Below are 23,260 nucleotides of genomic sequence, written 5' to 3'. Positions count from 1 at the left end.
TCCGGCGGGCCGTCCCTATAGTTTTCTCGGGCCGATGCGGGTAAAATTCACGCCCTTATATATCAGTCATTTTTCGACGCGCAACCTTGGTGGTCAGTTATGAAAGAGCATATTCATCATCTACTTGAACAAACGGTAGCCAATCTGAAGTCAGCGGGCGTCCTGCCGGCGGACCTGGAAGCCCGCGTGCAAGTAGACCGATGCAAGGAGAAGGCTCACGGCGACCTGGCCACCAACCTGGCCATGCTGCTGGCCAAACCGGCCCGCAAGAATCCCCGTGAGCTGGCCGCTGCCATCATCGAGCACCTGCCCGCCTCCGATCTGATCGCCAAGGTCGAGATCGCCGGCCCCGGCTTCATCAACTTCTTCTTCGACCCGAGCTGGCTGGCCGGTCAGGTGGAGGCCATGGTCGCCTCTGCCAACGCCAACGTGAAGCTGCCGGCGCCGCAGACCGTGGTGGTGGACTACTCCGCCCCCAACGTGGCCAAGGAGATGGCGGTGCACCACATCCGCTCCACCGTTCTCGGTGACGTAGCCGCCCGTGCACTGGAGTTCCTCGGCCACAAGGTGGTGCGTGCCAACCACATCGGCGACTGGGGTACCCAGTTCGGCATGCTGATCGCCTATCTGGAGAAGATGGCCAACGAGCACGCCTCCGACATGGAACTGCGCGATCTGGAAGCCTTCTACACCCAGGCCAAGCGCCACTACGACGAAGACGAAGCCTTCGCCGAGCGCGCACGCAACTACGTGGTCAAGCTGCAGGGCGGCGATGAGTACTGCCGCACCATGTGGAAGAAGCTGGTCGACATGACCATGGAGCAGAACCAGCGCAACTACGACCGCCTGAATGTCTCCCTGACCAACAAGGACATCATGGGCGAGTCCATGTACAACGACATGCTGCCGGAGATCGTCGCCGATCTGAAAGCGCGCGGCCTGGCGGTCGAAAGCGAAGGCGCCACCGTCGTCTTCCTGGACGAGTACAAGAACAAGGATGGCGAGCCCATGGGCGTCATCATCCAGAAGAGCGATGGCGGCTTCCTCTACACCACCACCGACATCGCCTGTGCCAAATACCGTTACGAAACCCTGGGCGCCGACCGGGTGATGTACTTCATCGACTCCCGTCAGCACCAGCACCTGATGCAGGCCTGGACCATCACCCGCAAGGCGGGCTATGTGCCGGAATCCGTACCGCTCGAGCACCACGCCTTCGGCATGATGCTGGGCAAGGACGGCCGTCCCTACAAGACCCGTTCCGGCGGCACCGTCAAGCTGGTCGAACTGCTGAACGAAGCCGAAGAGCGCGCCAGCGCCCTGCTGGAGAGCCGCAACAGCGACCTCTCCGCCGAAGAGAAGGCCCAGGTGGTGCACGCCATCGCCATGGGCGCGGTCAAGTATGCGGATCTCTCCAAGAACCGCACCACCGACTACATCTTCGACTGGGATCTGATGCTCTCCTTTGAAGGCAACACGGCGCCGTACCTGCAGTACGCCTACACCCGTATCCAGTCCATCTTCCGCAAGGCCGGCGTCGATGCCGACACCCTGAGCGGTCATGTGATCCTGAACGAGGAAGCGGAAGAGGTGCTGGCCCAGAAGCTGATCCAGTTCTCCGACGCGGTCAACGGCGTGGCGGACAAGGGCATGCCGCACCTGCTCTGTACCTATCTGTACGAGCTGTCCGGCAACTTCATGACCTTCTACGAAGCCTGCCCGATCAACAAGGATGGCGTCGACGAAGCGACCCGTCAGAGCCGCCTGCTGCTGTGTGCCGCCACCGCCAAGGTCCTCAAGCTGGGTCTGGGCGTACTGGGCATCCACACCCTGGAGCGCATGTAATAGATGGCGACCCGGGATTATGTCGGCAGCCGCCCGCGACGTCGGGCGGGTGGTCGCAACACCAAGAAAGCGGCACCTCGCCGCTTTCCTGTTATCCCGGCCCTGCTGGCCGGGGCGCTGCTGGCAGGGTTCGGCGGCTTCCTCTACACCATCAGTGGCAAGGGTCATGATGCCCCGACCATCGAAGAGCAGGTGAAAGCCAACAAGCCCAAGGCACAGAACAACGGTCTGCCGCAGGAGAAGTGGAGCTATATCGAACGGCTGGAGAACAAGCAGGTCGATATCACCGAGCCGCCGCCCCAGCCGGGCGTGCTGCCACCACCGCCGGCGGAAACCATGACCCTGCAGCCGGAGAAGCTGCCGCAACCGGTGCCGACCGACATTCCCCAGCCGGGTACCCCCATCGGTCAGGTGCAGCCTTACAAGCCGCAACCGGTACAACCGGCCAAGCCGGCCACCGGCGCACCGGTGGCCAGTGCCCAGGAGCAGGTGATCGACCGCAAGGCCGAACGGGATCGGATGGAGCGGGAGCTGCGTGCCGAACTGGAGCGGGAACGGGCCGAGGCCGCCAAGGCCAAGGCAGCAACCCCGCCAGCAACGGCCGACAACGAACGCTACATGATGCAGTGCGCCGCCCTGCGCTCGCAGGATTCCGCCGAATCGCTCAAGGCGCGCATCGCCTTCACCGCCGGGCTCTCTTCCAGCCTGCAGGTGGTCAACGGGGCCGGTGGCGCCGTCTACAAGGTGATGGTCGGTCCCTTCAGCGGCAAGGCGGCGGCCGATGCGGCCAACCGCAAGCTGCAGGGCTCCGGCATCAGCGGCTGCATCCCCAAGAAGGGCTGATCGCCGCGTCCATACCCACAGGGCCGGGTGGCAACACCCGGCCCTGTTTCTTTTGGTGCCAGTTGCCACCGCGCCTCTCCCACCCCGTTGGTCTCGCCACACCACAGGCTTGAAAAGCCGGTTTGCCATCCCCATCTTTCTTGCCATGCACAGTCAGGCCGTCATTCGGCTCAAGCGAGGTAAGTAAAGTGACTACCATAGTTTCAGTTCGCCGCAACGGTCAGGTCGTCATCGGTGGCGATGGCCAGGTTTCCCTTGGCAACACCGTCATGAAGGGCAACGCCCGCAAGGTTCATCGCCTCTACAACGGCAAGGTACTGGCTGGTTTCGCCGGCGGCACCGCCGACGCCTTCACCCTGCTCGAGCGCTTCGAAGCCAAACTGCAGGCCCATCAGGGCAACCTGGAGCGCGCCGCCGTGGCGCTGGCCAAGGACTGGCGCACCGATCGCGCCCTGCGTCGCCTCGAGGCCCTGCTGGCCGTCGCCGACGAGCACAAATCCTTCATCATCACCGGCAACGGTGACGTGGTGCAGCCGGAACACGATCTCATCGCCATCGGCAGCGGCGGCAACTTTGCCCAGTCCGCCGCCATCGCCTTGCTGGAGAACACCGAGCTCGATGCCAAGAGCATCGTCGAGAAGTCCCTCAAGATTGCGGGCGACATCTGCGTCTTCACCAACGGCAACCACACCATCGAAGTGCTGGATTATTCAGCTAAATAAGTCGGCGAAATAGGGCCGCCAAATAAGGCCGCCTTGCCAGACGCCCCATTTTCCAAGGGGTGGGCCCTGCCCGCCCCGGATACAGGAACGCCATCATGTCCGAGATGACCCCGAGAGAAATCGTCCACGAGCTGGACAGACACATCATTGGTCAGGCCGACGCCAAGCGCGCGGTCGCCGTCGCCCTGCGCAACCGCTGGCGCCGGATGCAGCTCTCCGAGGAGATGCGCCACGAGGTAACCCCGAAGAACATTCTGATGATCGGCCCGACCGGCGTCGGCAAGACCGAGATCGCCCGTCGCCTGGCCAAGCTGGCCAACGCCCCCTTCATCAAGGTGGAAGCGACCAAGTTCACCGAAGTGGGCTATGTGGGCAAGGAAGTGGACAGCATCATCCGCGATCTGACCGATGTCGCCATCAAGCTGGTGCGCGAGACCGAGATGGAGAAGATGAAATACCGCGCCGAGGAAGCCGCCGAAGAGCGCATCCTCGACGCCCTGCTGCCCAACCCGCGCAACAGCTGGGGTGAGGAAGAGAAAGCCGACAACTCCAACACCCGCCAGATTTTCCGCAAGAAACTGCGGGAAGGTCAGCTGGATGACAAAGAGATCGAGCTGGATCTGGCCGCCTCCCCCATGGGTGTCGAAATCATGACCCCGCCGGGCATGGAAGAGATGGCCAACCAGTTGCAGGGGCTGTTCCAGAACCTGGGCCAGAACCAGAAGAAGAAGCGCAAGATCAAGGTCAAGGAGGCCATGAAGGCGCTGATCGAAGAGGAAGCGGCCCGCCTGGTCAATCCGGAAGAGCTGAAGCAGAAGGCCATCGCCTCCGTCGAGAACAACGGCATCGTCTTCCTCGACGAGATCGACAAGATCTGCAAGCGCGGCGAGAGCTCCGGCCCGGACGTTTCCCGTGAAGGGGTTCAGCGCGACCTGCTGCCGCTGGTCGAGGGCTGCACCGTCAACACCAAGCACGGCATGGTCAAGACCGATCACATCCTGTTTGTCGCCTCCGGTGCCTTCCAGATCGCCAAGCCGTCCGACCTCATCCCCGAGCTGCAGGGCCGTCTGCCGATCCGGGTCGAGCTGACCGCCCTGACCACCGAAGACTTCGAGCGCATCCTGACCGAGCCGAACGCCTCCCTGACCGATCAGTACAAGGCGCTGATGGCCACCGAAGGGGTCAACATCGAGTTCACCCAGGATGGCATCCGCCGTCTGGCCGAAGCGGCCTGGCAGGTCAACGAGCGCACCGAGAACATCGGCGCCCGTCGTCTGCACACCGTGATGGAGCGGCTGATGGAAGACATCTCCTACGACGCCTCCGAGAAGTCAGGCGAGACCTTCGTCATCAACACCGACTACGTCAACGCCCACCTCGGCAAGCTGATTGAAGACGAGGATCTGAGCCGCTTCATTCTGTAACAGGTTGATCGATAACGAGGAGCTGAGCGGTTTACTATCCTGCTCAATCCCATAGCAAGACGCCTCCCCTGTGGAGGCGTCTTCGTTTTCAGCGTTCTCCCGACTCGCAGCCGTCCCGGGCCACATCACCCTGCACGGCACGCTCCTCCCTTCCCGCCAGCCAGAGCGCACTCATCAGCAGCAAGGCAGTCAGGGCGAAGGTGACCCGGGTGGCAAACGCCAGCTCGTCCGCCGTCGCGAGGGCGAGATCGGGCCGCCCCGCCAGGGCGGCGAACAGGCCCCCCAGCCCCGCCGCCCCCGTCAGCTGGCCCAGGTTGCGCGACAGGGTCAGCAGCCCGGCCACGGCGCCACGGCTCGCCCCCTCCGCCTCCCCTACCACGGCGCTGTTGTTGGCGGTCTGGAACAGGGCATAGCCGGCGGTGAGCAGCAGGATGGGCAGCAGGTAGCCGAGGGGCCCGAGCGCCCTGTCCAGGAGGGCCAGCAAGACGGCGGCCACCACCATGAGTCCCAGGCCGAGGCGCACCACAGGGGTCGCCCCCACCCTGTCCACCAGCCAGCCAGCGGGCATGCCAGACAGCGCCGCCAGCAGGGGGCCCATGGAGATCATCAGCCCCACCGTCCCCATGTCGAGGGCAAAGGCACCGTGCAGGTAGAAAGGACCGATCAGCAGCGTCGCCACCATGACGCTGGCCACCAGCGCACTGGCGATGATCCCGCCTCTTCGCCTGGACGCCCCCAACAGCGCCAGAGGCAGCAGGGGGCGACGGGCGCCCGAGTCGGCACGCACGAAGAGCACCATGGCGACGAGCGCCCCTATCCCCGGCCAGACCCCGAGTTGGCTGCCCCGGGTCAGTGCCAGCCCGTAGCAGAGCAGCGCCGTCACCAGCAGCAACAGACTGGTGAGCGGGAGACCTCCCTCGGCAGAGCCCGCCTCATCCCGGGGCAGATCCCGCCAGGCACACCCCAGCGCCAGCAACGTCAGGGGGAGCAGCAGCAGGAAGGGAGCCTGCCAGCCAAATCTGCCGATCAACAGGCCGCCGAAGGAGGGGCCGAGCGCCGTGCCGCAGGCCGACAGGGTGCCGAGCAATCCCATGCTCCAGCCCCGTCGGGCTGGCGGCACCAGCTCTCCTGCCATGGCCAGGGAGAGCACCAGCATGCAGGCCGCACCGGCCCCTTGCAGGATGCGAGCGGCAATGAGCCAGCCAATGGAAGGGGCCAGGGCGCACAGCAGGGAAGCCAACGCAAAGACCCCGGTCCCCCAGAGCAGCACGCGACGCCGCCCCAGACGATCGCCAAGCCGGCCCGCCACCACCGTCAGACTGGTGATCCCAAGCAGGTAGGCCACCAGCACCCATTGCAGGCTGGCGAAGGGCACGCCGAAGTCCTGCCCCAGGGCAGGCAGCACCAGGTTGGCCATGCTGCCCGCCAGCATGGGCAGCAGGGTGGCGAGCCCGAGCCCCGCGAGACCGAGACGGCGCGTCACGGGAGGGGAAACAAGAAGTGGTGTGGACATGGCAGTCTCTCCGGCAAGTGATGATGCACTCAGGCTAGCGGGGGGGATGACAAGGCGGAAGACGCACGGATTGCAGCTTATAGTTGCATCAGACGCCATATGAAGAGACGGCAACTCGCGTATCATGAAGGGGTCGGCCCGTCAGGCGCCGCCTGCGAGGAGACGACCATGACCCCGGATTTCAACCTGCTGATCACCCTGGATGCCCTGCTGGAAGAGGGCAGTGTGGCGGGCGCCGCCAGACGGCTAGGCCTGAGTGCTTCCGCCATGAGCCGGGCCCTGGCAAGGCTGCGGGAGACCACGGGGGATCCGCTGCTGGTGCGGGCGGGACGCGGCCTGATCCCCACCCCCCGGGCGCAGATCCTGCGGGATGAGGTTGCCCGCCTGGTTCAGGAGACCCGGGCCGTGCTGCGCCCCCAGCAGGAAGTAGACCCGGCGAGCCTGGAGCGCACCTTCCGCCTGCGATCCAGTGACGGCTTCGTGGAGGCGGTGGGCCCCGCCCTGCTGGCGCGCCTCGCCGTCGAGGCCCCCGGGGTGCGGCTGCACTTTCTGGCCAAACCCGACAAGGAGAGCGGCCCCCTGCGCCGTGGCGAGCTGGACTTCGAGACCGGGGTGATCGGCACCACCACGGCCCCCGAGCTGCGCACCCAGGCCCTGTTCCAGGACCACTTCGTCGCCGTGGTGCACCCGGACCACCCCCTCTGCGACGGCACCCTGACCGTGGCGCGCTATGCCGCCGCCCGCCACGTACTGGTCTCCCGCCGGGGCCAGCCTCACAGCCCCATCGATGAGATCCTCGCAGGCCAGGGGAGGCGGCGCACCATCACCACCCTGGTTCCCGGGTTTGCGACGGCGCTGGCCCTGGTCAGGGAGAGCAATCTGGTGGCGACGGTGCCGCACCTGCACTGCGCCAGCCTGCTCGGCGATCTGGTCACCCTGCCCCTGCCCTTCGCTCTGCCAGGGATCCGGGTCGCCCTGCTCTGGCACCCCAGTCAGGATGCCGATCCGGGCCACCGCTGGCTGCGCGCCCTGATACGGGACACCTGTGCCCGGCCCCCCTATCACACCGAGGCCACCGACACCCCCTGATCCGGGTCAGGCAGCTCCCGGCTCCATCACCAGCCTCTTGCGCCTGTCACCACCCCGTCACACCGACATGCCTGTGGCTTGGGCACAAGCGGTGGATCCTTCCCCCTGCCGGACGGGGATCACGGCCCCTCAGAGCGGGGCGGATCACATTGCGGGCAAAAAGATCCTGCCACCCGCTTCCGCATTTTTTATACGGACGTATAATTGCGTACAAAATGCATACACCAGGAGCGCCAGCCAGATGCACCCCACCCGTCAGAAACTGCTCGATACCGGCCTCGCCATCGCCACCGAGAAGGGGCTGCGCGGCCTGCCGGTGCGCGAGCTGGCGGCAGCGGCCGAGGTGAACCTCGGCTCCTTCGTCTACCACTTCGGCAACCGCGACGCCTTTATCGACGAGTTGGTCGAGCTCTGGTACGCCCCCCTCTATGACGAGCTCAAGGCGGTGGCAGCCAAAGGCTCCTACTCCTCTGCCATCGCCATGTTCGAGGCGACCATGGAGGCGCTGATCGGGCTGGTGGCGCGCCAGCGCGGCTTCATCAACCACCTGTTTGGCGATGCCCTGGCGGGTGAAGGGGCGGCCCAGCGCTTTCTGCTCAGTCTGCCGCGCCGTCATCCCCTGCTGCTGATCGAGCAGGTACGGATGGCACAGGCGGAAGGGTCGCTGGTCGCGGGTCACCCGCTCCAGCTGATGATCTTCATCATGGGGTCGGTCGGCCTGCCGCTGGTGATCGCCGGCAGCGGTCGTCAGCTCGGCTGGCTGCCCGAACAGGCTGCCCCCTTTCTCAGCCAGATAGACAGCCCCGAGGCCGCCAGACAGCGGCTGGTATGGGCCCTGCGCGGCCTGCGCCCCACCGACATGAAAGAAGGAGAAACGGCATGAAACAACGCATCGCGATGCGAGCTCTGCTGCTGGCCGTTCTCGGTGGTGACCTCTGGCTGCAGAGCCATCCTCAAGGAGAAGCAGCATGAAACAACGCATTGCAATCCTGGCCCTGCTGCTAACTGTTATCGGTGGCTACCTCTGGTGGCAGGGGCGCCCGGCCGACGGATCCATCCTCTACGGCAACGTCGATATTCGCGACGTCAATCTGGCCTTTCGGGTCGGCGGCCGCGTCGATCAGGTGCTGGTAGACGAGGGGGATAGGGCAAAAGCAGGTCAACTGCTGGCACGCCTGGATCCGGCGCCCCTCACCCACAGCCGCGACAGCGCCTTGGCCAATCTGGCGGCGCTCACTGCCGCCAACGCCTTGATCCACAAAGGCTATCGCAGCGAAGAGACCGACCGCGCCCGGGCTGCACTGGCCGCCGCCGAGGCCGCTGCGCTGGAAGCCGACCAGCAGTGGCGCCGCCAGAGCGCATTGGCCGCCACCGGCGCCATCTCCCGCGGTCAGCTCGATACCGCCCGCTCCCAGCGGGATCAGACCCAGGCGCAGGTGCGCTCGGCACGCGAACAGCTCGCCCAGCTCGAAACCGGCTACCGCCCGGAGGAAATCGCCCAGTCCGATGCCCAGCTGGAAGGGGCCAAAGCGGCGCTCGCCAGTGCCGAGCTGGCGCTGGCCGATGCCAGCCTGACCGCCCCCAGCGACGGCATCATCATCAGCCGCGCCATCGAGAACGGCAGCATGGTGCAGAGCGGAGCGACCGCCTTCAACCTCTCCCTGACCGCACCGGTCTGGGTGCGCGCCTATGTGGAGGAGCCCTGGCTCGGCCACTTCCCGAGCGGCGCCAGGGTGATCCTCACCACCGACTCGCGGCCGGATCAGCCCTATCACGGGGTGGTGGGCTTTGTCTCGCCCACCGCCGAGTTCACTCCGAAATCGGTGGAGACGCCGGACCTGCGCACCCACCTCGTCTACCGGCTGCGCATCGTGGTGCAGGACCCCGACCCGGCCCTGCGCCAGGGGATGCCGGTCACCGTCAGGCTGGCGCCATGAACAGCGCTATCTCCCTCGAGGGGCTCACCAAACGTTTTGGCGAGCGGGTCGCCCTCAACGCCATCTCGGCCACCATTCCGGCCGGTGGCATTACCGGGCTGGTCGGCCCCGACGGCGCGGGCAAGAGCACTTTGCTGCGCCTGCTGGCCGGTCTGCTGATCCCCGAAGCGGGCACCATCCGGGTGCTGGGGCTGGATCCGGTGAGCGAGGGGGATCTGTTGCGTCAGCGCCTCGGCTACATGCCCCAGCAGTTCGGCCTCTACGAGGATCTCAGCGTGCTGGAGAACCTCACCCTCTACGCTGACTTGCGCGGCGTACTGGAGCCCGAACGCACACCCACCTTCGCGCGGCTGCTCGCCTTCACCGACCTTGCCCGCTTCACCGCAAGGCCGGCAGGCAAGCTCTCTGGCGGGATGAAGCAGAAACTCGGGCTGGCCTGCGCCCTGCTCGGCACCCCGGATGTGCTGCTGCTCGACGAACCGGGGGTCGGGGTCGATCCCATCTCCCGCCGCGCCCTCTGGCAGATGGTGCGGGAGCTGGCAAAAGGGGGAATGACGGTGCTCTGGAGTACCGCCTATCTCGATGAGGCGGAGCTGTGCGACCACGTGCTGCTGATGGCGGATGGCGAGGTGCGCACCAGCGGCACGCCAGCCGATCTGATGGGGGCCATGGCCAGCCGCTGCTGGCTGCTGGAGGCGGGGCAGCTGGATGGCCGCGAGCGGCGTGCCCTGCTGCGCCGGGCACTGGCTCACCAGGCGGTGATGGATGGCGCGGTGGCGGGGGAGCGGGTTCGCCTGCTGCTGCACCCGGGCATGACGCCCCCACCGCTCTCGGAGCTGCATCTCGCCAACGGCGCCTTTCAACCGGCCCAGCCCCGGTTGGAGGATGCCTTTATCGACCTGCTCGGCGGCGGCCCCGGCGGTGAGTCGAGTCTGGCAACCGGGATGCGCGAAGCAGAACTGCCGCAGGGGGTCTCCCCCGAGGCGGTGATCGAGGCGCGCCACCTCACCAAGCGCTTCGGCGATTTTGCCGCCACCGATGACGTCAGTTTTGCGGTGCGCCGCGGCGAGATTTTCGGCCTGCTCGGCCCCAACGGGGCGGGCAAGTCCACCACCTTCAAGATGGAGTGCGGCCTGCTGCGCCCGAGCGAGGGACAGGCGCTGGTGACCGGCATCGATCTGGCCCACAGCCCCTCGGCAGCGCGCCAGCGTCTCGGCTACATGGCGCAGAAGTTCTCCCTCTACAAGCAGCTCACCGTGGCCCAGAACCTCTCCTTCTTCGCCGGTATCTACGGCCTGTTCGGCCGCCACCAGCAGACGCGGATCGACGCCATGGTGACTGCCTTTGCCCTCGCCCCTTGGCTCGATCAGAAGGCGGAATCCCTGCCGCTCGGTCTGCGCCAGCGCTTATCGCTGGCCTGCGCCCTGCTGCACGAGCCGCCGCTGCTGTTCCTCGACGAGCCCACCTCCGGGGTCGATCCGGTGACCCGGCGCGAGTTCTGGTCGCACATCAACGCGCTGGCCGACCACGGCGTCACCGTGCTGGTCACCACCCACTTTATGGATGAGGCGGAGTATTGCGACCGCATCGCCCTCATCTATCGCGGCAAGCTGCTGGCCCTCGGCACTCCGGACGATCTCAAGGGGCTGGCCGCCAAAGAGGCGGCGACCTCTTTGCCAACCGGCTCCTTGCAGACCTGTTCTTTGCCAACAATGGAAGAGGCCTTTATCACCCTGGTCGAGCGGGCCAGCGAGGAGGACGCATGAGCATCAACCGTCGACGACTGCTGGCCCTCTGCCGCAAGGAGACGCTGCAAATCGTCCGTGACCCGAGCAGCATCCTCATCGCCTTCATCATGCCGGTGGTGCTGCTGGTGGTGATGGGCTACGCCATCAATCTGGATGTGGACCATCTGCGCCTCGGCATCTGGCGCACCGACAGCGGCGCCCCGGCGGTGCGGCTGGAGCAGGCCCTGCGCGGCTCTACCGCACTGGAGATCCACAGCGGCCCGAGCAAGGAGTCCCTGCTCGCCAGTCTGGCCCGTGGCGAGATCCGCGGCCTGCTGGTGATCGATGACGGCTTCTCCCGCGCCATGGCCGGTCAGGGCAATGGCACGCCGCAGGCGCTGCTGCTGACCGATGGCTCCGAGCCCAACACCGCCAACTTTGTCACCAACTATGTGCAGGGGATCTGGCAGGGGTGGCTCGCTGGCGAGGGGGTCGCCATGCCGGTGTCGATAGAGAGCCGCGCCTGGTTCAACCCGGCGCTGGTGAGCCGCAACTTTCTGGTGCCAGGCTCCATTGCGGTGGTGATGACCATCATCGGTGCCCTGCTCACCTCGCTGGTGGTGGCGCGGGAGTGGGAGCGCGGCACCATGGAGGCGCTGCTCGCCACCCCGGTCACCAAGGGGGAGCTGCTGCTCTCCAAGCTGTTGCCCTACTACGGCCTTGGCATCATCGCCATGCTGCTCTGCCTGCTCTTCTCGGTGGCGGTGATGGCGGTGCCGTGGCGCGGCTCCCTCCTGCTGCTCTTTCTGGTCACCAGCGTCTTTCTCGGCAGCGCCCTCGGGCTCGGGTTGTTCCTCTCCACCGTGATGCGCAGCCAGTTCAACGCCGCGCAGGCAGCGCTGATCGCCGCGTTTCTGCCCGCCGTGATGCTGTCGGGCTTCGTGTTCGAGATCGCCAGCATGCCACCGCTGCTTCGGGCCATCACCCACCTCATTCCGGCCCGTTACTTCGCGAGCTCCCTGCAGACCCTCTATCAGGCGGGCAGCGTCTTCTCGATCCTGCTGGTCAACGGTTTCTGTCTGCTGCTGCTGGCCGGTTTCTGGCTGGCCCTGACCGCCCGCAAGACGCGGCGCACTCTGGAGTAACCCATGCTGATCCGACTCTGGTGGCTGATCCGAAAAGAGCTGCAGGCCCTGATGGGCAACACCCAGGGGCGCTTTCTGCTCATCATGCCGGTGCTGCTGCAAACCGCCCTCTTCCCGTTCGCCGCCACTCTGGAGGTGACCGGCAACACGCTGGCCATCTACAACCAGGATGGCGGAGCCCAGAGCCGCGAGCTGCTGGAGCGCCTCACCCATATGCTCGCCTTCACCACCATCATCCCGGTGCAAGGCGAGGCGGGCATGACCGAGGCCATCACCGGGCAGCAGGCACTGCTCGGGCTGATTATTCCGGGGGATTTTTCGCGCCGGCTGGCGCGGGGCGAACCGGCCAAGGTGCAGCTGATCATCGACGGCCGCCGCTCCAACGGTGGTCAGGTGGCGGCGGGCTACATCAGCCAGGTGATCGCCCGCTGGCAGAATGAAGAAGGGAACGCAGGCAAGGCGCCGCCGACCCTCGCGGTGCGCAACCTCTACAACCCCAATATCGAGTTCCACTGGCATATCCTGCCGGCCCTGGTGGCCATCATCACCACCACCGGCTGTCTTATCGTCACCGCCCTCTCGGTGGCGCGGGAGCGGGAAGAGGGCACCTTCGATCAGCTGCTGGTTTCCCCCCTCACCGCAGGCTGGATCATGGCGGGCAAGGCGGTGCCCGGCATCCTGGTGGCGGTGGGACAAGGGTGCATAGTCGCGCTGGCCGCCCGTTTTGTCTTTCACCTTCCCTTTGCCGGCAGCCTCAGCCTGCTGCTGGCGGGCATGGTCTGCTACGGGCTGGCACTGGCCGGGATCGGGCTCTTCATCTCGTCGTTCTGCTCGACCCAGCAGCAGGCCTTTCTCGGAGTCTTCTCCTTCACCGTCCCGGCGGTGATCCTCTCGGGCTACATCTCGCCGGTGGAGAACATGCCGCAGGTGTTCCAGTGGCTGGCGGCCATCGACCCTCTCACCCACTTCATCGTGCTGCTCAAGGGGGTCTTCCTCAAGGGGTTCGACTGGTCGGCCGCCTGGCCCCTGCTCTGGCCGCTGCTCGCCATCGCCGGCGTCACCCTGTCGCTGGCGCTCGCCATGTTCCGCCGCCACATCGCCTGACGTGCCGCCTTGATCAGCTGATACCGGTCTCGCCCAGTGCGAGACCGGTCTTTTTCCGACAGAAGTTTTCACTCCCCGGCAGTGGGTAAACCGGGCTTTCCCTCCACCATTCCTCACCCCGAGCCAGCCCAGAAATCATTAACTGGTATACCTATTTTTGTATAGTGTTGAGTTTTCTCGAATTACCCCTGAGGAGATATATAAATAGACACTTGATTTGCATCAATCGCCCACCCCTGCCGACTGGGTAGCCTAGCCCCAGAATGATGTTTTATTACTCCAAACTTGAGGCAACTATGAGCAAAGTCAGACTGGTCGTTGTGGGCAACGGCATGGTGGGGCACCGCTTCATCGAAGAGCTGATCGAGCGGGCCGATCCGGGCCGCTACGAGATCACCGTCTTCGGTGCAGAACCCCGTCCCGCCTACGATCGCGTCCATCTCTCCTCCTACTTCTCCCACCACACCAGCGAAGATCTCTCCCTCGTCAAACCCGGTTTCTACGACAAGCACGGCATCCGCCTGCTGCTCGGCGAAGCGGTGAAAAAAATCGACAGGGCCAACCGCGAAGTGCACTCCAACAAGGGCACTGTGGTCGAGTACGACAAGCTGGTACTGGCCACCGGCTCCTACCCCTGGGTGCCGCCCATCCAGGGCAGTCAACACCACGAGTGCTTCGTCTACCGCACCATCGAGGATCTGAAAGCCATCCGCAGCGCCGCCAAGAGCGGCAAGAGCGGGGTGGTGATCGGGGGTGGCCTGCTTGGCCTCGAAGCCGCCGGCGCCCTCAAGGCGCTGGGTCTCGAGACCCACGTGGTGGAGTTTGCTCCGGTGCTGATGGCCGAGCAGCTCGACGGTCAGGGCGGCCAGCTGCTGCGCCGCAAGATTGAATCCATGGGCGTGCAGGTACACACCAGCAAGAGCACCAGCGAGATCCTGATGCATGGCGGCGAGCAGGCGAAACACCGCCTCGCCTTCGCTGACGGCAGCCAACTGGAAGTAGACGTGGTGGTCTTCTCCACCGGCATTCGCCCGCAAGATACCCTGGGCCGCTACGGTGATCTCGCCATCGCCGAGCGCGGCGGCATCGTCATCGACGATCACTGCCTCACCTCAGACCCCGACATCTATGCCATCGGCGAGTGCGCCGCCTGGCAGGGCCGCTTCTTCGGCCTGGTGGCGCCGGGCTACAAGATGGCCCAGATCACCGTCGACCATCTGCTCGGCGGCGACAGCCGTTTCGAAGGGGCGGACATGAGCGCCAAGCTCAAGCTGCTCGGCGTCTCCGTCGGCTCCATCGGTGATGCCCACGGCCGCACCCCGGGCAGCCACAGCTATGTGTTCCAGGACGATCAGGCCGGCGTCTACAAGAAGATCGTGGTGAGCGAGGACAACAGCCGATTGCTCGGCGCCGTGCTGGTGGGTGACGTGGAAGATTACGGCAACCTGCTGCAGATGATGCTCAATGCCCTGCCGCTGCCGAGCCACCCGGACACCCTGATCCTGCCCGCCTACGCCGGTGCCAAACCGACGCTGGGGGTGGATGCCCTGCCGGAGAGCGCCCAGATCTGCTCCTGCTTCGACGTATCCAAGGGCGACATCGCCAAGGCGGTGGCCGAAGGTCACACCACCCTGGCCGCCATCAAGCAGCACACCAAGGCCGGTACCGGCTGTGGCGGCTGCGTGCCGCTCATCAGTCAGGTACTCAACGCCGAGCTGGTGAAGCAGGGCATCGAGGTCAACAACCACCTCTGCGCCCACTTCCCCCACTCCCGCCAGGAGCTGTTCCATCTGGTCAAGGTGGAGGGGATCAAGAGCTTCGACGAGCTGCTGGCCAAGCACGGCCAAGGCTATGGCTGCGAGGTGTGCAAACCGACCGTCGGCTCCATCCTCGCCTCCTGCTGGAACGAGCATGTGCTGAGCCCGCGCAACATCCCGCTGCAGGACACCAACGACATCTTCCTCGGCAACATGCAAAAGGACGGCAGCTACTCCGTCATCCCGCGCATGGCCGGTGGCGAAGTGACCCCAGAAGGGCTGCTGGCGGTGGCCGAAGTGGCCCGCGACTACAAGCTCTACACCAAGATCACCGGCGCCCAGCGCATCGGCCTGTTCGGGGCCCAGAAGGATGATCTGCCTGCCATCTGGCGCAAGCTGCTGGCGGCGGGTTTCGAGACCGGTCAGGCCTACGCCAAGGCACTGCGCATGGCCAAGACCTGCGTCGGCAGCACCTGGTGCCGCTTCGGCGTGCAGGACAGCGTCGGCCTCGGGGTCTTCCTCGAGAACCGCTACAAGGGCATTCGCACCCCGCACAAGATGAAGTTCGGCGTCTCCGGCTGTACCCGCGAATGTGCGGAAGCGCAGGGCAAGGACGTCGGCATCATCGCCACCGACGCAGGCTGGAACCTCTATGTGGGCGGCAACGGCGGCATGAAACCGCGCCACGCCGACCTGCTGGCGTCCGACCTCGACCGCGAGACCCTGATCAAGCTGATCGACCGTTTCATGATGTTCTACGTTACCAGCGCCGACAAACTGCAGCGCACCTCGGTCTGGCTCGGCAACCTGGAAGGGGGCATCGACTACCTGCGCGAAGTGATCGTCGACGACAAGCTGGGGCTGGCCGACACCCTGGAGCGCGATATCCAGATCCTGATCGACAGCTACGAGTGCGAATGGTCGCGCACCCTCAATGAAGAGGAGGCGCTCAAGCGTTTCAGCCACTTCATCAATAGCGACAAGCGCGACCCGGACGTCCAGTTCGTCAGCGAGCGCGACCAGCACCGACCGGCCACCCCGGCCGAGCGCATCCCCGTCTACCAGATCGAGGTGGAGACCAAATGATGAAATTAGCCTGCCAACTCAACGACATACTCCCTGGCACCGGCGTCTGCGCTCTGCTCGAGGGGCGTCAGAATATGCCTGTTTCGCTCGATGTGGAGGTTCAATCATGAAATTCGCCTGCCAACTCAACGACATCCTGCCGGGCACCGGCGTCTGCGCTCTGCTCGAGGGGCGTCAGATCGCCCTGTTCCGCCCGAGCGCGGCGGCCGAGGTGTTCGCCATCGACAACCGGGATCCCTTCTTCGCCGCCAACGTGCTGTCGCGCGGCATCGTAGGTGAACACGAGGGCGAGCTCTGGGTCGCCAGCCCGCTCAAGAAGCAGCACTTCCGTCTGCGCGACGGCCACTGCCTCGAGAACGCCGCCATGTCGGTGCAAAGCTATCCCGTTGAAGTGCGCGACCAGCAGGTCTGGGTCGCCGTCTAACGCCGATTTCACTCTCTTTCGGGCTGCCAGAGGGCAGCCCTTTCAAGGACTCACAAGATGTACACGGAAACCATTAACAAGTGCGCCGCCAACGCGGCCCGCATCAACCGCTTCGAGCGCAGCGACAAGCTCGGCTTCTGGCTCAGCTCCGCCATGGCGGGGGCCTATGTGGGCCTCGGCATCATCCTCATCTTCACTCTCGGCAATCTGGTGGATCCCGCCATCCGGCCGCTGGTGATGGGGGCCACCTTCGGTATCGCCCTGACGCTGGTGATCATCGCCGGCTCCGAGCTGTTTACCGGCCACACCATGTTCCTCACCTTCGGGGTGAAAACGGGCAAGATCACCATGGCCGATCTGCTGCGCATCCTGCCGCAGACCTGGGCGGGCAATCTGATTGGCTCCGTCGTGGTGGCGCTGATCTACTCCTACGGCGGCAGCCTGCTGCCGGATGCGGGCAGTCTGGCCCACAAGGTGGCACTGGCCAAAACCCAGGCACCGGCGCTGACCCTGTTTATGAAGGGGATCCTCTGCAACTGGCTGGTCTGCCTCGCCATCTGGATGGCGCTGCGCACCGAAGGAGCCGCCCGCTTCATCGCCATCTGGTGGTGCCTGCTGGCCTTTATCGCCTCCGGCTACGAGCACTCCATCGCCAACATGACCCTGTTCGCCCTCTCCTGGTTTGGCGCCCACTCCGATGCCTACACCCTGAGCGGCATCGGCCACAACCTGCTGTGGGTGACGCTGGGCAACACCGTCTCCGGCGCCCTCTTTATGGGTCTCGGCTACTGGTATGCCACCCCCAAGGCCGAGCGCCCGGTCGCGGTGAGCGAAACCACCAGCACCACCAACCAGACCCGAACCGCCTGATCCGGAGGCCCCATGGACTACTTGCCCATCTTTTGCCGACTCGACAACAAACCCGTGCTGCTGATCGGCGGCGGCGAGGTAGCGGAGCGCAAGGCGCGCCTGCTGCTGGATGCCGGTGCTCGCCTCACCGTGGTCGCGCCCGAGCTCGACCCCGAGCTGGCGGAGCTGGCTGCCAACGGCAGCATCGAGTGGCTGGCCGGTGAATTCGCGCCGGAGCAACTGGCGGGCAAGTGGTTGGTGGTGGCAGCCACCGATCGGCGCGAGGTGAACGCGCTGGTCTACCAGAGCGCCAATCAGGCGCGGATCTTTGCCAACGTGGTGGATGACCCGAAACGCTCCAGCTTCATCATGCCGTCGATCATCGACCGCTCGCCGCTGATGGTGGCCATCTCCTCCGGTGGCAAGGCGCCGGTGCTGGCCCGGCTGCTGCGGGAAAAACTCGAAGCCCTGCTGCCGCAACATCTGGGGGCCGTGGCGACCTTTGCCGGTAGCCTGCGGGAGCGGGTCAAGGCGCGCTTCGCCAGCATGGGCGAGCGGCGCCGCTTCTGGGAGCGGCTGCTCGGGGCGGATCGGCTCGGTCAGGCGCTGGCGCGGAGCGATAGCGCCTCTGCCCATCAGCTGGCCGACAACCTGTTTGCCGATGAAAGCCAGAGCGCTGGCGAGGTGGTGCTGGTGGGAGCCGGCCCCGGCGATCCGGGCCTGCTCACCCTGCACGCCCTGCGCCAGATGCAGCAGGCTGACGTGGTGGTCTATGACCGACTGGTCTCCGACGAGGTGATGGCGCTGGTGCGCCGCGATGCCAAACGCATCTTCGTCGGCAAGCAGGCGGGCAACCACTGCGTGCCGCAGGAGGGGATCAACCAGCTGTTGCTGGAGGAGGCGAAGAAGGGCCAGCGGGTGGTGCGGCTGAAGGGGGGTGACCCCTTCATCTTCGGCCGTGGTGGCGAGGAGCTGGAGACGCTGGTCGGCAGCGGCATCGGTTTTCAGGTGGTGCCAGGGATCACCGCGGCCAGCGGCTGCGCCGCCTACGCCGGCATTCCGCTGACTCACCGCGACCACGCCCAGAGCGTGCGCTTCGTCACCGCCCACGGCAAGGGTGGCGCCCGGGATCTCGACTGGCCGCTGCTGGCCAAAGACAAACAGACCCTGGTGTTCTACATGGGGCTCTCCTCCTGTGCAACCATCCGCGAGCAGTTGCTGACCCACGGCAAGGCGGGCGACACCCCGGTGGCGCTGATCGAGCGCGGCACCCAGCCAAGTCAGCGGGTCATTCGCGGTACCCTCGACCAGCTGCCCGAACTGGCGGTGGGGGTCGAGAGCCCGGCTCTCATCATGGTGGGATCTGTGGTGACCCTGGCGGACCAGCTTGCCTGGTTCGGGCAAGGAGGTGCCGCAGACGCGGCCCTGGCCTCGGCCTGATCGCTGCATCCATTCCAACGCCACCTTCGGGTGGCGTTTCTTTTTCTGCATTTACTGTCATAACCTCTTGTTTTGAGTCTGGTATCCTATGGGTGTGTCAGCCGGACCACCGAATTCAGGAATTCTGCTTCATGTCCCTCCCCGCCAAGAACAGCGCCAAACAGCGTGAACAAGACAGATCGCGCATTCTCACCCTGCTGCTGGCCGATGATGCCCTCACCGACAGCCTGCTCGACCCGCAAGGGGTGCAGGATGCCACCCTGCGGGATCAGACCAGCGAGCTCACCCGGCTGGTCAACAGCCTGCCCGCCGCCGATATCGCCGATGCGCTGGAATCCCTGCCGCCGGACGAGCGTCACGTGCTGTGGCAGCAGGTGGACGAGGAGAAACACGGCCAGATCCTGGTCGAGGCATCGGAGACGGTGTGGGACAGCCTGATCAGCGGCATGAGCGACAAGGAGCTGCTGCACGCCCTGCGCACCCTCGATATCGACGATCAGATCTATCTGGGCCAGTACCTGCCCCGCAACCTGATGGGGCGGCTACTCACCTCCATGGCCCCGGCCCAGCGCGACCGGGTGCGGGAGGTGATCCGCTACGGCAAGCACACGGTCGGCGCCATGATGGACTTCGAACTCATCACGGTGCGGGCCGAGGTGAGCCTGGCCACGGTGCAGCGCTACCTGCGCCTGCGCGGCCAGATCCCCGCCAACACCGACAAGCTGTTCGTCACCGACCGGCGCAACCGGCTGCAGGGGGAGCTGCCGCTCACCACTGTGCTGCTGCACAGGCCCGAGACCCTGGTGCGCGACGTGATGGAGAAGGATCCGGTCACCTTCGATCCGGAAGACAACGATGAAGCCGCCGCCCGTACCTTCGAGCGGGACGACCTGGTCTCCGCCGCCGTCATCGACGGCCGTGGCAAGCTGATGGGCCGGCTCACCGTCGCCGAGGTGGTGGACCTGGTCTATGAAGAGAGCGACACCGACCTGCGCCGGATGGGGGGGATCAGTGAAGAGGAGGACGTGTTCGCGCCCGTCTCCAAGGCGGTCAAGACCCGCTGGGCCTGGCTAGCCATCAACCTCTGCACCGCCTTCGTGGCATCGCGGGTGATCGGTCTGTTCGAGCACACCATCTCCCAGCTGGTGGCGCTGGCGGCGCTGATGCCCATCGTCGCCGGCATCGGCGGCAACACCGGCAACCAGACCATCACCATGATAGTGCGGGCCCTGGCGCTGCAGCATATCCAGACCGGCAACGTCTCCTTCCTGCTGTGGCGCGAGCTGGGGGTGGCCCTGATCAACGGCCTGGTGTGGGGCGGCACCATGGGGGTGGCCACCTACATCCTCTATCAGGATGCGGCGCTGGGCGCAGTGATGACCCTTGCCATGATGCTCAACCTGCTGGTGGCGGCACTGATGGGGGTCATCATCCCCATGACCATGAGCCGGCTGGGCCGCGACCCGGCAGTGGGGGCCAGCGTGATGATCACCGCCATCACCGACACCGGCGGCTTCTTCATCTTCCTAGGGCTGGCCACCCTGTTCCTGCTTTAATCCGCTCGGCAATAAAAAGGGAGCCTTTATGGCTCCCTTGTTCATTCGGCGCGGCCGCTACACCCGGTATTTGGCCACCGCCTGGTTGAGCAGCTTGGCCTGCTCGGTCAGGCCGTGACTCGACTTGGCATTCTCCTCCGCCATCAGGCTCGACTCCTGGGCGATGTCGCGAATATTGTTGACGTTGCGGTTCACCTCGTTGGCCACCAGGCTCTGCTGCTCGATGGCGGCGGCAATCTGGGTGCTCATGTCCATGATGTGGGTGACATCCTGGGTGATCTGCTCCAGCAGTTCGCCCGCCATGCTGGCCTGCTCCGAGCTGCTGTTGCCCTGCTCGCGGCAGGTCGCCATCATGCCCACTATGTTGCCGGTCTGCTTCTGTAGCGAACTGATGATGCCGGCGATCTCCTGGGTCGACTTCTGGGTGCGGATGGCCAGGCTGCGCACCTCGTCCGCCACCACCGCAAAGCCGCGCCCCTGATCCCCCGCCCGCGCCGCCTCGATGGCCGCGTTAAGCGCCAGCAGGTTGGTCTGCTCGGCGATGCCGCGGATCACGTCCAGCACAGAGCCGATGGTTTCGCTCTCCTGCTGCAACTGCGCCACTTCGCGGGAGGAGTTCTCCAGATTGTCGGCCAGGGAGCGGATCTGGCTGACGGTGTTCTCCACCGCACTGCGCCCCTCCATCGCCTTGTTGTTGGTGGTCTGGGCATTGTTGGCGGCCTGTTCGGTGTTGCGGGCAATCTCCTCTATGGTGGAGCCCATCTCGGTGGAGGCGGTCGCCACCATGTCGGTCTCCTGCAGCTGGCGAGCAGCCCCCTCGCTGGTGCGGCGCACGTTGCCGGAGAGGTGATCCGCCGCCTCGGTCAGGGTGTGCACGCTCTGCTTCACATCGCCGATAAGGTGGCGAAAGCCCCCCAGCATCACGTCCAGATTGCCTGCCAGCTGGGCCATCTCGTCCGCCCCCTGCAGTTCTATCTTGAGGCGCAGGTCGTTGTCCTGCCGGATGCGGTTGACGGTGTCGTTCACCCGTGAGATGGGGCGGTCGATGCTGCGCCCCAGCAACATGCTCATGATGCCGATCAGCACTATGATGATGCCGCCGCAGACCAGCATCAGGGTATTGAGGCGCGAGGTCTGCCGTACCAGCTCGTCGGCGATGTGCTTGCCGACGGCGGTAAAGCCCTGCTCGGTCTGATGCACCAGGCCCCGCATCTCATTGCGCAGCCCCTCATCTTCACTCAGCCCCAGCACTTGCATGCCCTGCACCAGCGCGACGAAGTCCTGCCGGTACTGCTCGCTGGCCTGCTCCAGCTTGCCGCGATCAGCCTCCGGCAGGGTTGCCAGCCGCTGCTGGAAGTCCTTGTGCAGGGTCTGGAAGCGCTCCAGATACTGGATGTCGGAGCGCAGCATGAAGTCTTTCTCCGCCCGCCGCAGCTGCAACATGGTGATGAGCAGCCCCTGTTCATCCAGCTGCTTGAGCCCCTCTTCCACCTGATGCACCGCGGTTCTCAAACGCCCGTAGAGGCCGTCTTCCGGCCCCAGCCCGATGATCTGCTGCTGGGCCACCAGATCGTTGAAGGCCTTGCCATAGGCTCCCATCTGCTGATCCAGCCGGGTCAGTTCGCCCTGCACGGCGCTGAGGTTGTCATCCTGACCCAGGGTCTGGTTGAGCTGGTGAAAATTGGCCAGCACCTCGTTGAAGCGGGTCACGAAGGCCGGATCCTTGCGGATCAGGAAATCCTTCTCGGCCCGTCGCAGGTTGAGCATGGCGATCTCGAGCCCGTCCACGTTGCGCTGGGCCTCGGTCAGATGGCGACTCACCTGGTTGGAGTAGAGAAACAGGCCGCTCAATACCAGCATGGCAACGGCGACCAGCGCGGTATTCAGGATCAATTTATGACGGATCAGCACGATGAACCTCTCACAAGCACGGGATGGACTGCATTGAGCTTATGCGGAAAACGTTATCCCCGTTGTTGTTCAAGGAATATTCATTGAAATGCCGGTCCCACTCCTTATACTGGATCCCACCTGTTTCCAGCGGTGGATTTGACACAATGGAATACAACACTTCAGAACTGTGCGACATCTATCAGGACATGGTGGATGTGCTCGAACCCATGCTCTGCTCCTTCGGCGGCCGCGCCTCGTTCGGCGGCGTCATCACCACAGTCAAATGCTTCGAATCAAACGGCCTGATCCGTGAACTCGTCAAAGAGAACGGCGTCGGTCGGGTGTTGCTGATCGATGGCGGTGGCTCCATGCGCCGCGCCCTGATCGACAGCGAGATCGCCACCACGGCGGCCGAAAACGAGTGGGAAGGGATCGTCTGCTACGGCTGCGTACGCGAGGTCGACATTCTGGAAGACTTGGATATCGGCATTCAGGCGCTGGCAGCCATTCCGGTGGGAGCCGACAGCAAGGACGTGGGCGAGACCGATCTGCCGGTCAACTTCGGCGGCGTCACCTTCCTGCCGGACGACCACCTCTACGCCGATACCACAGGGGTGATCCTCTCCCCCGATGCACTCGACATCGAGTAAGCAGAGCAGAGTGAACATGGGAGCCAAGGCTCCCATTTTTTATGCCCGTCGCTGGCCGAAAACACGCAAAAAAAGAGGGCCAGTAAAAACTGGCCCCTTAACTGGAAGCAATGTGAGCAATGTCGTGCCTTCACAAGAAGTCCATCACGTTGGAACGAATGAAGTCTTTCCCGGAAAACAAGGTAACAATAATCATTCTCATTTAACTTGGCAACCCTTATTTGCCAAAAATGCAAAAAAATTGACCACCCCTGGG

The 23,260-nt window shown here is 64.9% G+C and carries 18 protein-coding genes; 16 read left to right on the top strand and 2 right to left on the bottom strand.

Translation table 11 applies throughout. The features are described from left to right. Positions 1-99: 99 nt before the first annotated feature. From argS to hslU, 4 genes are all read left to right on the top strand, one after another. Positions 100-1,845, top strand: a complete 1,746-nt coding sequence (argS, locus tag OKC29_RS12860) for an arginine--tRNA ligase (RefSeq protein WP_024945163.1) — start codon at positions 100-102, stop codon at positions 1,843-1,845. 3 nt (positions 1,846-1,848) lie between these two features. Next, positions 1,849-2,688, top strand: coding sequence for an SPOR domain-containing protein (locus OKC29_RS12855; protein WP_011707775.1), 840 nt, complete (start codon positions 1,849-1,851; stop codon positions 2,686-2,688). Between the two features lie 188 nt (positions 2,689-2,876). After that, positions 2,877-3,410 (top strand): ATP-dependent protease subunit HslV, encoded by a 534-nt coding sequence (gene hslV, locus OKC29_RS12850; RefSeq protein ID WP_005306539.1) that lies wholly within the window; start codon positions 2,877-2,879, stop codon positions 3,408-3,410. A 95-nt stretch (positions 3,411-3,505) separates the two neighbouring features. Beyond that, positions 3,506-4,834 (top strand): HslU--HslV peptidase ATPase subunit, encoded by a 1,329-nt coding sequence (hslU, locus tag OKC29_RS12845; protein ID WP_010676031.1) that lies wholly within the window; start codon positions 3,506-3,508, stop codon positions 4,832-4,834. 88 nt (positions 4,835-4,922) lie between these two features. Here hslU and OKC29_RS12840 read toward each other — a convergent pair whose 3' ends face one another. After that, positions 4,923-6,347, bottom strand: a complete 1,425-nt coding sequence (locus tag OKC29_RS12840) for an MFS transporter (protein ID WP_073352139.1) — start codon at positions 6,345-6,347, stop codon at positions 4,923-4,925. A 168-nt stretch (positions 6,348-6,515) separates the two neighbouring features. Between OKC29_RS12840 and OKC29_RS12835 the strand changes: the two genes are divergently transcribed. The 11 genes from OKC29_RS12835 (at position 6,516) to mgtE (ending at position 20,461) form a co-directional block, all read left to right on the top strand. Then, complete coding sequence (locus tag OKC29_RS12835) at positions 6,516-7,436, top strand: LysR family transcriptional regulator (RefSeq protein ID WP_073352141.1); 921 nt, start codon at positions 6,516-6,518, stop codon at positions 7,434-7,436. Between the two features lie 241 nt (positions 7,437-7,677). Further along, positions 7,678-8,319, top strand: a complete 642-nt coding sequence (locus OKC29_RS12830) for a TetR/AcrR family transcriptional regulator (RefSeq protein WP_073352143.1) — start codon at positions 7,678-7,680, stop codon at positions 8,317-8,319. Between the two features lie 85 nt (positions 8,320-8,404). After that, positions 8,405-9,373: a secretion protein HlyD gene (gene hlyD / locus OKC29_RS12825; protein WP_073352145.1), complete on the top strand. Its 969-nt coding sequence runs from the start codon at positions 8,405-8,407 to the stop codon at positions 9,371-9,373. Next, positions 9,370-11,139 carry an ATP-binding cassette domain-containing protein gene (locus OKC29_RS12820; RefSeq protein ID WP_073352147.1) on the top strand — a complete coding sequence of 590 codons (1,770 nt, stop codon included), beginning with the start codon at positions 9,370-9,372 and terminating at the stop codon, positions 11,137-11,139. The genes hlyD and OKC29_RS12820 overlap by 4 nt, the downstream gene beginning before the upstream one ends. Then, positions 11,136-12,245: an ABC transporter permease gene (locus OKC29_RS12815; RefSeq protein WP_073352149.1), complete on the top strand. Its 1,110-nt coding sequence runs from the start codon at positions 11,136-11,138 to the stop codon at positions 12,243-12,245. The genes OKC29_RS12820 and OKC29_RS12815 overlap by 4 nt, the downstream gene beginning before the upstream one ends. A 3-nt stretch (positions 12,246-12,248) precedes the next feature. Further along, the gene (locus OKC29_RS12810; RefSeq protein ID WP_073352150.1) at positions 12,249-13,349 is read left to right on the top strand and encodes an ABC transporter permease; all 1,101 of its coding nucleotides are present in this window, start codon (positions 12,249-12,251) and stop codon (positions 13,347-13,349) included. 296 nt (positions 13,350-13,645) lie between these two features. Continuing rightward, positions 13,646-16,192: a nitrite reductase large subunit NirB gene (gene nirB, locus OKC29_RS12805; RefSeq protein WP_162275791.1), complete on the top strand. Its 2,547-nt coding sequence runs from the start codon at positions 13,646-13,648 to the stop codon at positions 16,190-16,192. A gap of 106 nt (positions 16,193-16,298) precedes the next feature. After that, positions 16,299-16,616: a nitrite reductase small subunit NirD gene (gene nirD / locus OKC29_RS12795; RefSeq protein ID WP_041204400.1), complete on the top strand. Its 318-nt coding sequence runs from the start codon at positions 16,299-16,301 to the stop codon at positions 16,614-16,616. A gap of 57 nt (positions 16,617-16,673) precedes the next feature. Next, positions 16,674-17,486: a nitrite transporter NirC gene (gene nirC, locus OKC29_RS12790; protein ID WP_073352154.1), complete on the top strand. Its 813-nt coding sequence runs from the start codon at positions 16,674-16,676 to the stop codon at positions 17,484-17,486. A gap of 12 nt (positions 17,487-17,498) precedes the next feature. After that, the gene (gene cysG, locus OKC29_RS12785) at positions 17,499-18,905 is read left to right on the top strand and encodes a siroheme synthase CysG (RefSeq protein ID WP_073352156.1); all 1,407 of its coding nucleotides are present in this window, start codon (positions 17,499-17,501) and stop codon (positions 18,903-18,905) included. A gap of 131 nt (positions 18,906-19,036) precedes the next feature. Beyond that, a complete protein-coding gene (gene mgtE, locus OKC29_RS12780; RefSeq protein WP_073352158.1) occupies positions 19,037-20,461 on the top strand; it encodes a magnesium transporter in 1,425 nt (474 codons plus the stop codon). Between the two features lie 57 nt (positions 20,462-20,518). On the opposite strand, the gene OKC29_RS12775 is transcribed toward mgtE, so the two are convergent. Next, a complete protein-coding gene (locus OKC29_RS12775; protein ID WP_017409750.1) occupies positions 20,519-22,372 on the bottom strand; it encodes a methyl-accepting chemotaxis protein in 1,854 nt (617 codons plus the stop codon). 146 nt (positions 22,373-22,518) lie between these two features. On the opposite strand from OKC29_RS12775, the gene rraA reads away from it, so the two are divergent. Next, positions 22,519-23,004 (top strand): ribonuclease E activity regulator RraA, encoded by a 486-nt coding sequence (rraA, locus tag OKC29_RS12770; protein ID WP_005306574.1) that lies wholly within the window; start codon positions 22,519-22,521, stop codon positions 23,002-23,004. The last annotated feature ends 256 nt before the right edge of the window (positions 23,005-23,260 follow it).

Origin of the sequence: Aeromonas sp. QDB34 (assembly GCF_027705405.1) — a bacterium.
GTDB lineage: Bacteria > Pseudomonadota > Gammaproteobacteria > Enterobacterales > Aeromonadaceae > Aeromonas > Aeromonas hydrophila.
The sequence above is the reverse complement of the archived record's forward strand: the minus strand, read 5'-3'. Positions and strand labels throughout refer to the sequence as shown.

What these genes read in the sequence shown, in the direction of transcription:
- OKC29_RS12830 (WP_073352143.1), top strand. Translation starts at nt 7,678, where the DNA reads ATGCACCCCACCCGTCAGAAACTGCTCGATACCGGCCTCGCCATCGCC.
- rraA (WP_005306574.1), top strand. Translation starts at nt 22,519, where the DNA reads ATGGAATACAACACTTCAGAACTGTGCGACATCTATCAGGACATGGTG.
- mgtE (WP_073352158.1), top strand. Translation starts at nt 19,037, where the DNA reads ATGTCCCTCCCCGCCAAGAACAGCGCCAAACAGCGTGAACAAGACAGA.
- cysG (WP_073352156.1), top strand. Translation starts at nt 17,499, where the DNA reads ATGGACTACTTGCCCATCTTTTGCCGACTCGACAACAAACCCGTGCTG.
- OKC29_RS12815 (WP_073352149.1), top strand. Translation starts at nt 11,136, where the DNA reads ATGAGCATCAACCGTCGACGACTGCTGGCCCTCTGCCGCAAGGAGACG.
- OKC29_RS12810 (WP_073352150.1), top strand. Translation starts at nt 12,249, where the DNA reads ATGCTGATCCGACTCTGGTGGCTGATCCGAAAAGAGCTGCAGGCCCTG.
- OKC29_RS12855 (WP_011707775.1), top strand. Translation starts at nt 1,849, where the DNA reads ATGGCGACCCGGGATTATGTCGGCAGCCGCCCGCGACGTCGGGCGGGT.
- hlyD (WP_073352145.1), top strand. Translation starts at nt 8,405, where the DNA reads ATGAAACAACGCATTGCAATCCTGGCCCTGCTGCTAACTGTTATCGGT.
- OKC29_RS12840 (WP_073352139.1), bottom strand. Translation starts at nt 6,347, where the DNA reads ATGTCCACACCACTTCTTGTTTCCCCTCCCGTGACGCGCCGTCTCGGT.
- nirC (WP_073352154.1), top strand. Translation starts at nt 16,674, where the DNA reads ATGTACACGGAAACCATTAACAAGTGCGCCGCCAACGCGGCCCGCATC.
- nirD (WP_041204400.1), top strand. Translation starts at nt 16,299, where the DNA reads ATGAAATTCGCCTGCCAACTCAACGACATCCTGCCGGGCACCGGCGTC.
- OKC29_RS12835 (WP_073352141.1), top strand. Translation starts at nt 6,516, where the DNA reads ATGACCCCGGATTTCAACCTGCTGATCACCCTGGATGCCCTGCTGGAA.
- nirB (WP_162275791.1), top strand. Translation starts at nt 13,646, where the DNA reads ATGAGCAAAGTCAGACTGGTCGTTGTGGGCAACGGCATGGTGGGGCAC.
- argS (WP_024945163.1), top strand. Translation starts at nt 100, where the DNA reads ATGAAAGAGCATATTCATCATCTACTTGAACAAACGGTAGCCAATCTG.
- OKC29_RS12820 (WP_073352147.1), top strand. Translation starts at nt 9,370, where the DNA reads ATGAACAGCGCTATCTCCCTCGAGGGGCTCACCAAACGTTTTGGCGAG.
- hslU (WP_010676031.1), top strand. Translation starts at nt 3,506, where the DNA reads ATGTCCGAGATGACCCCGAGAGAAATCGTCCACGAGCTGGACAGACAC.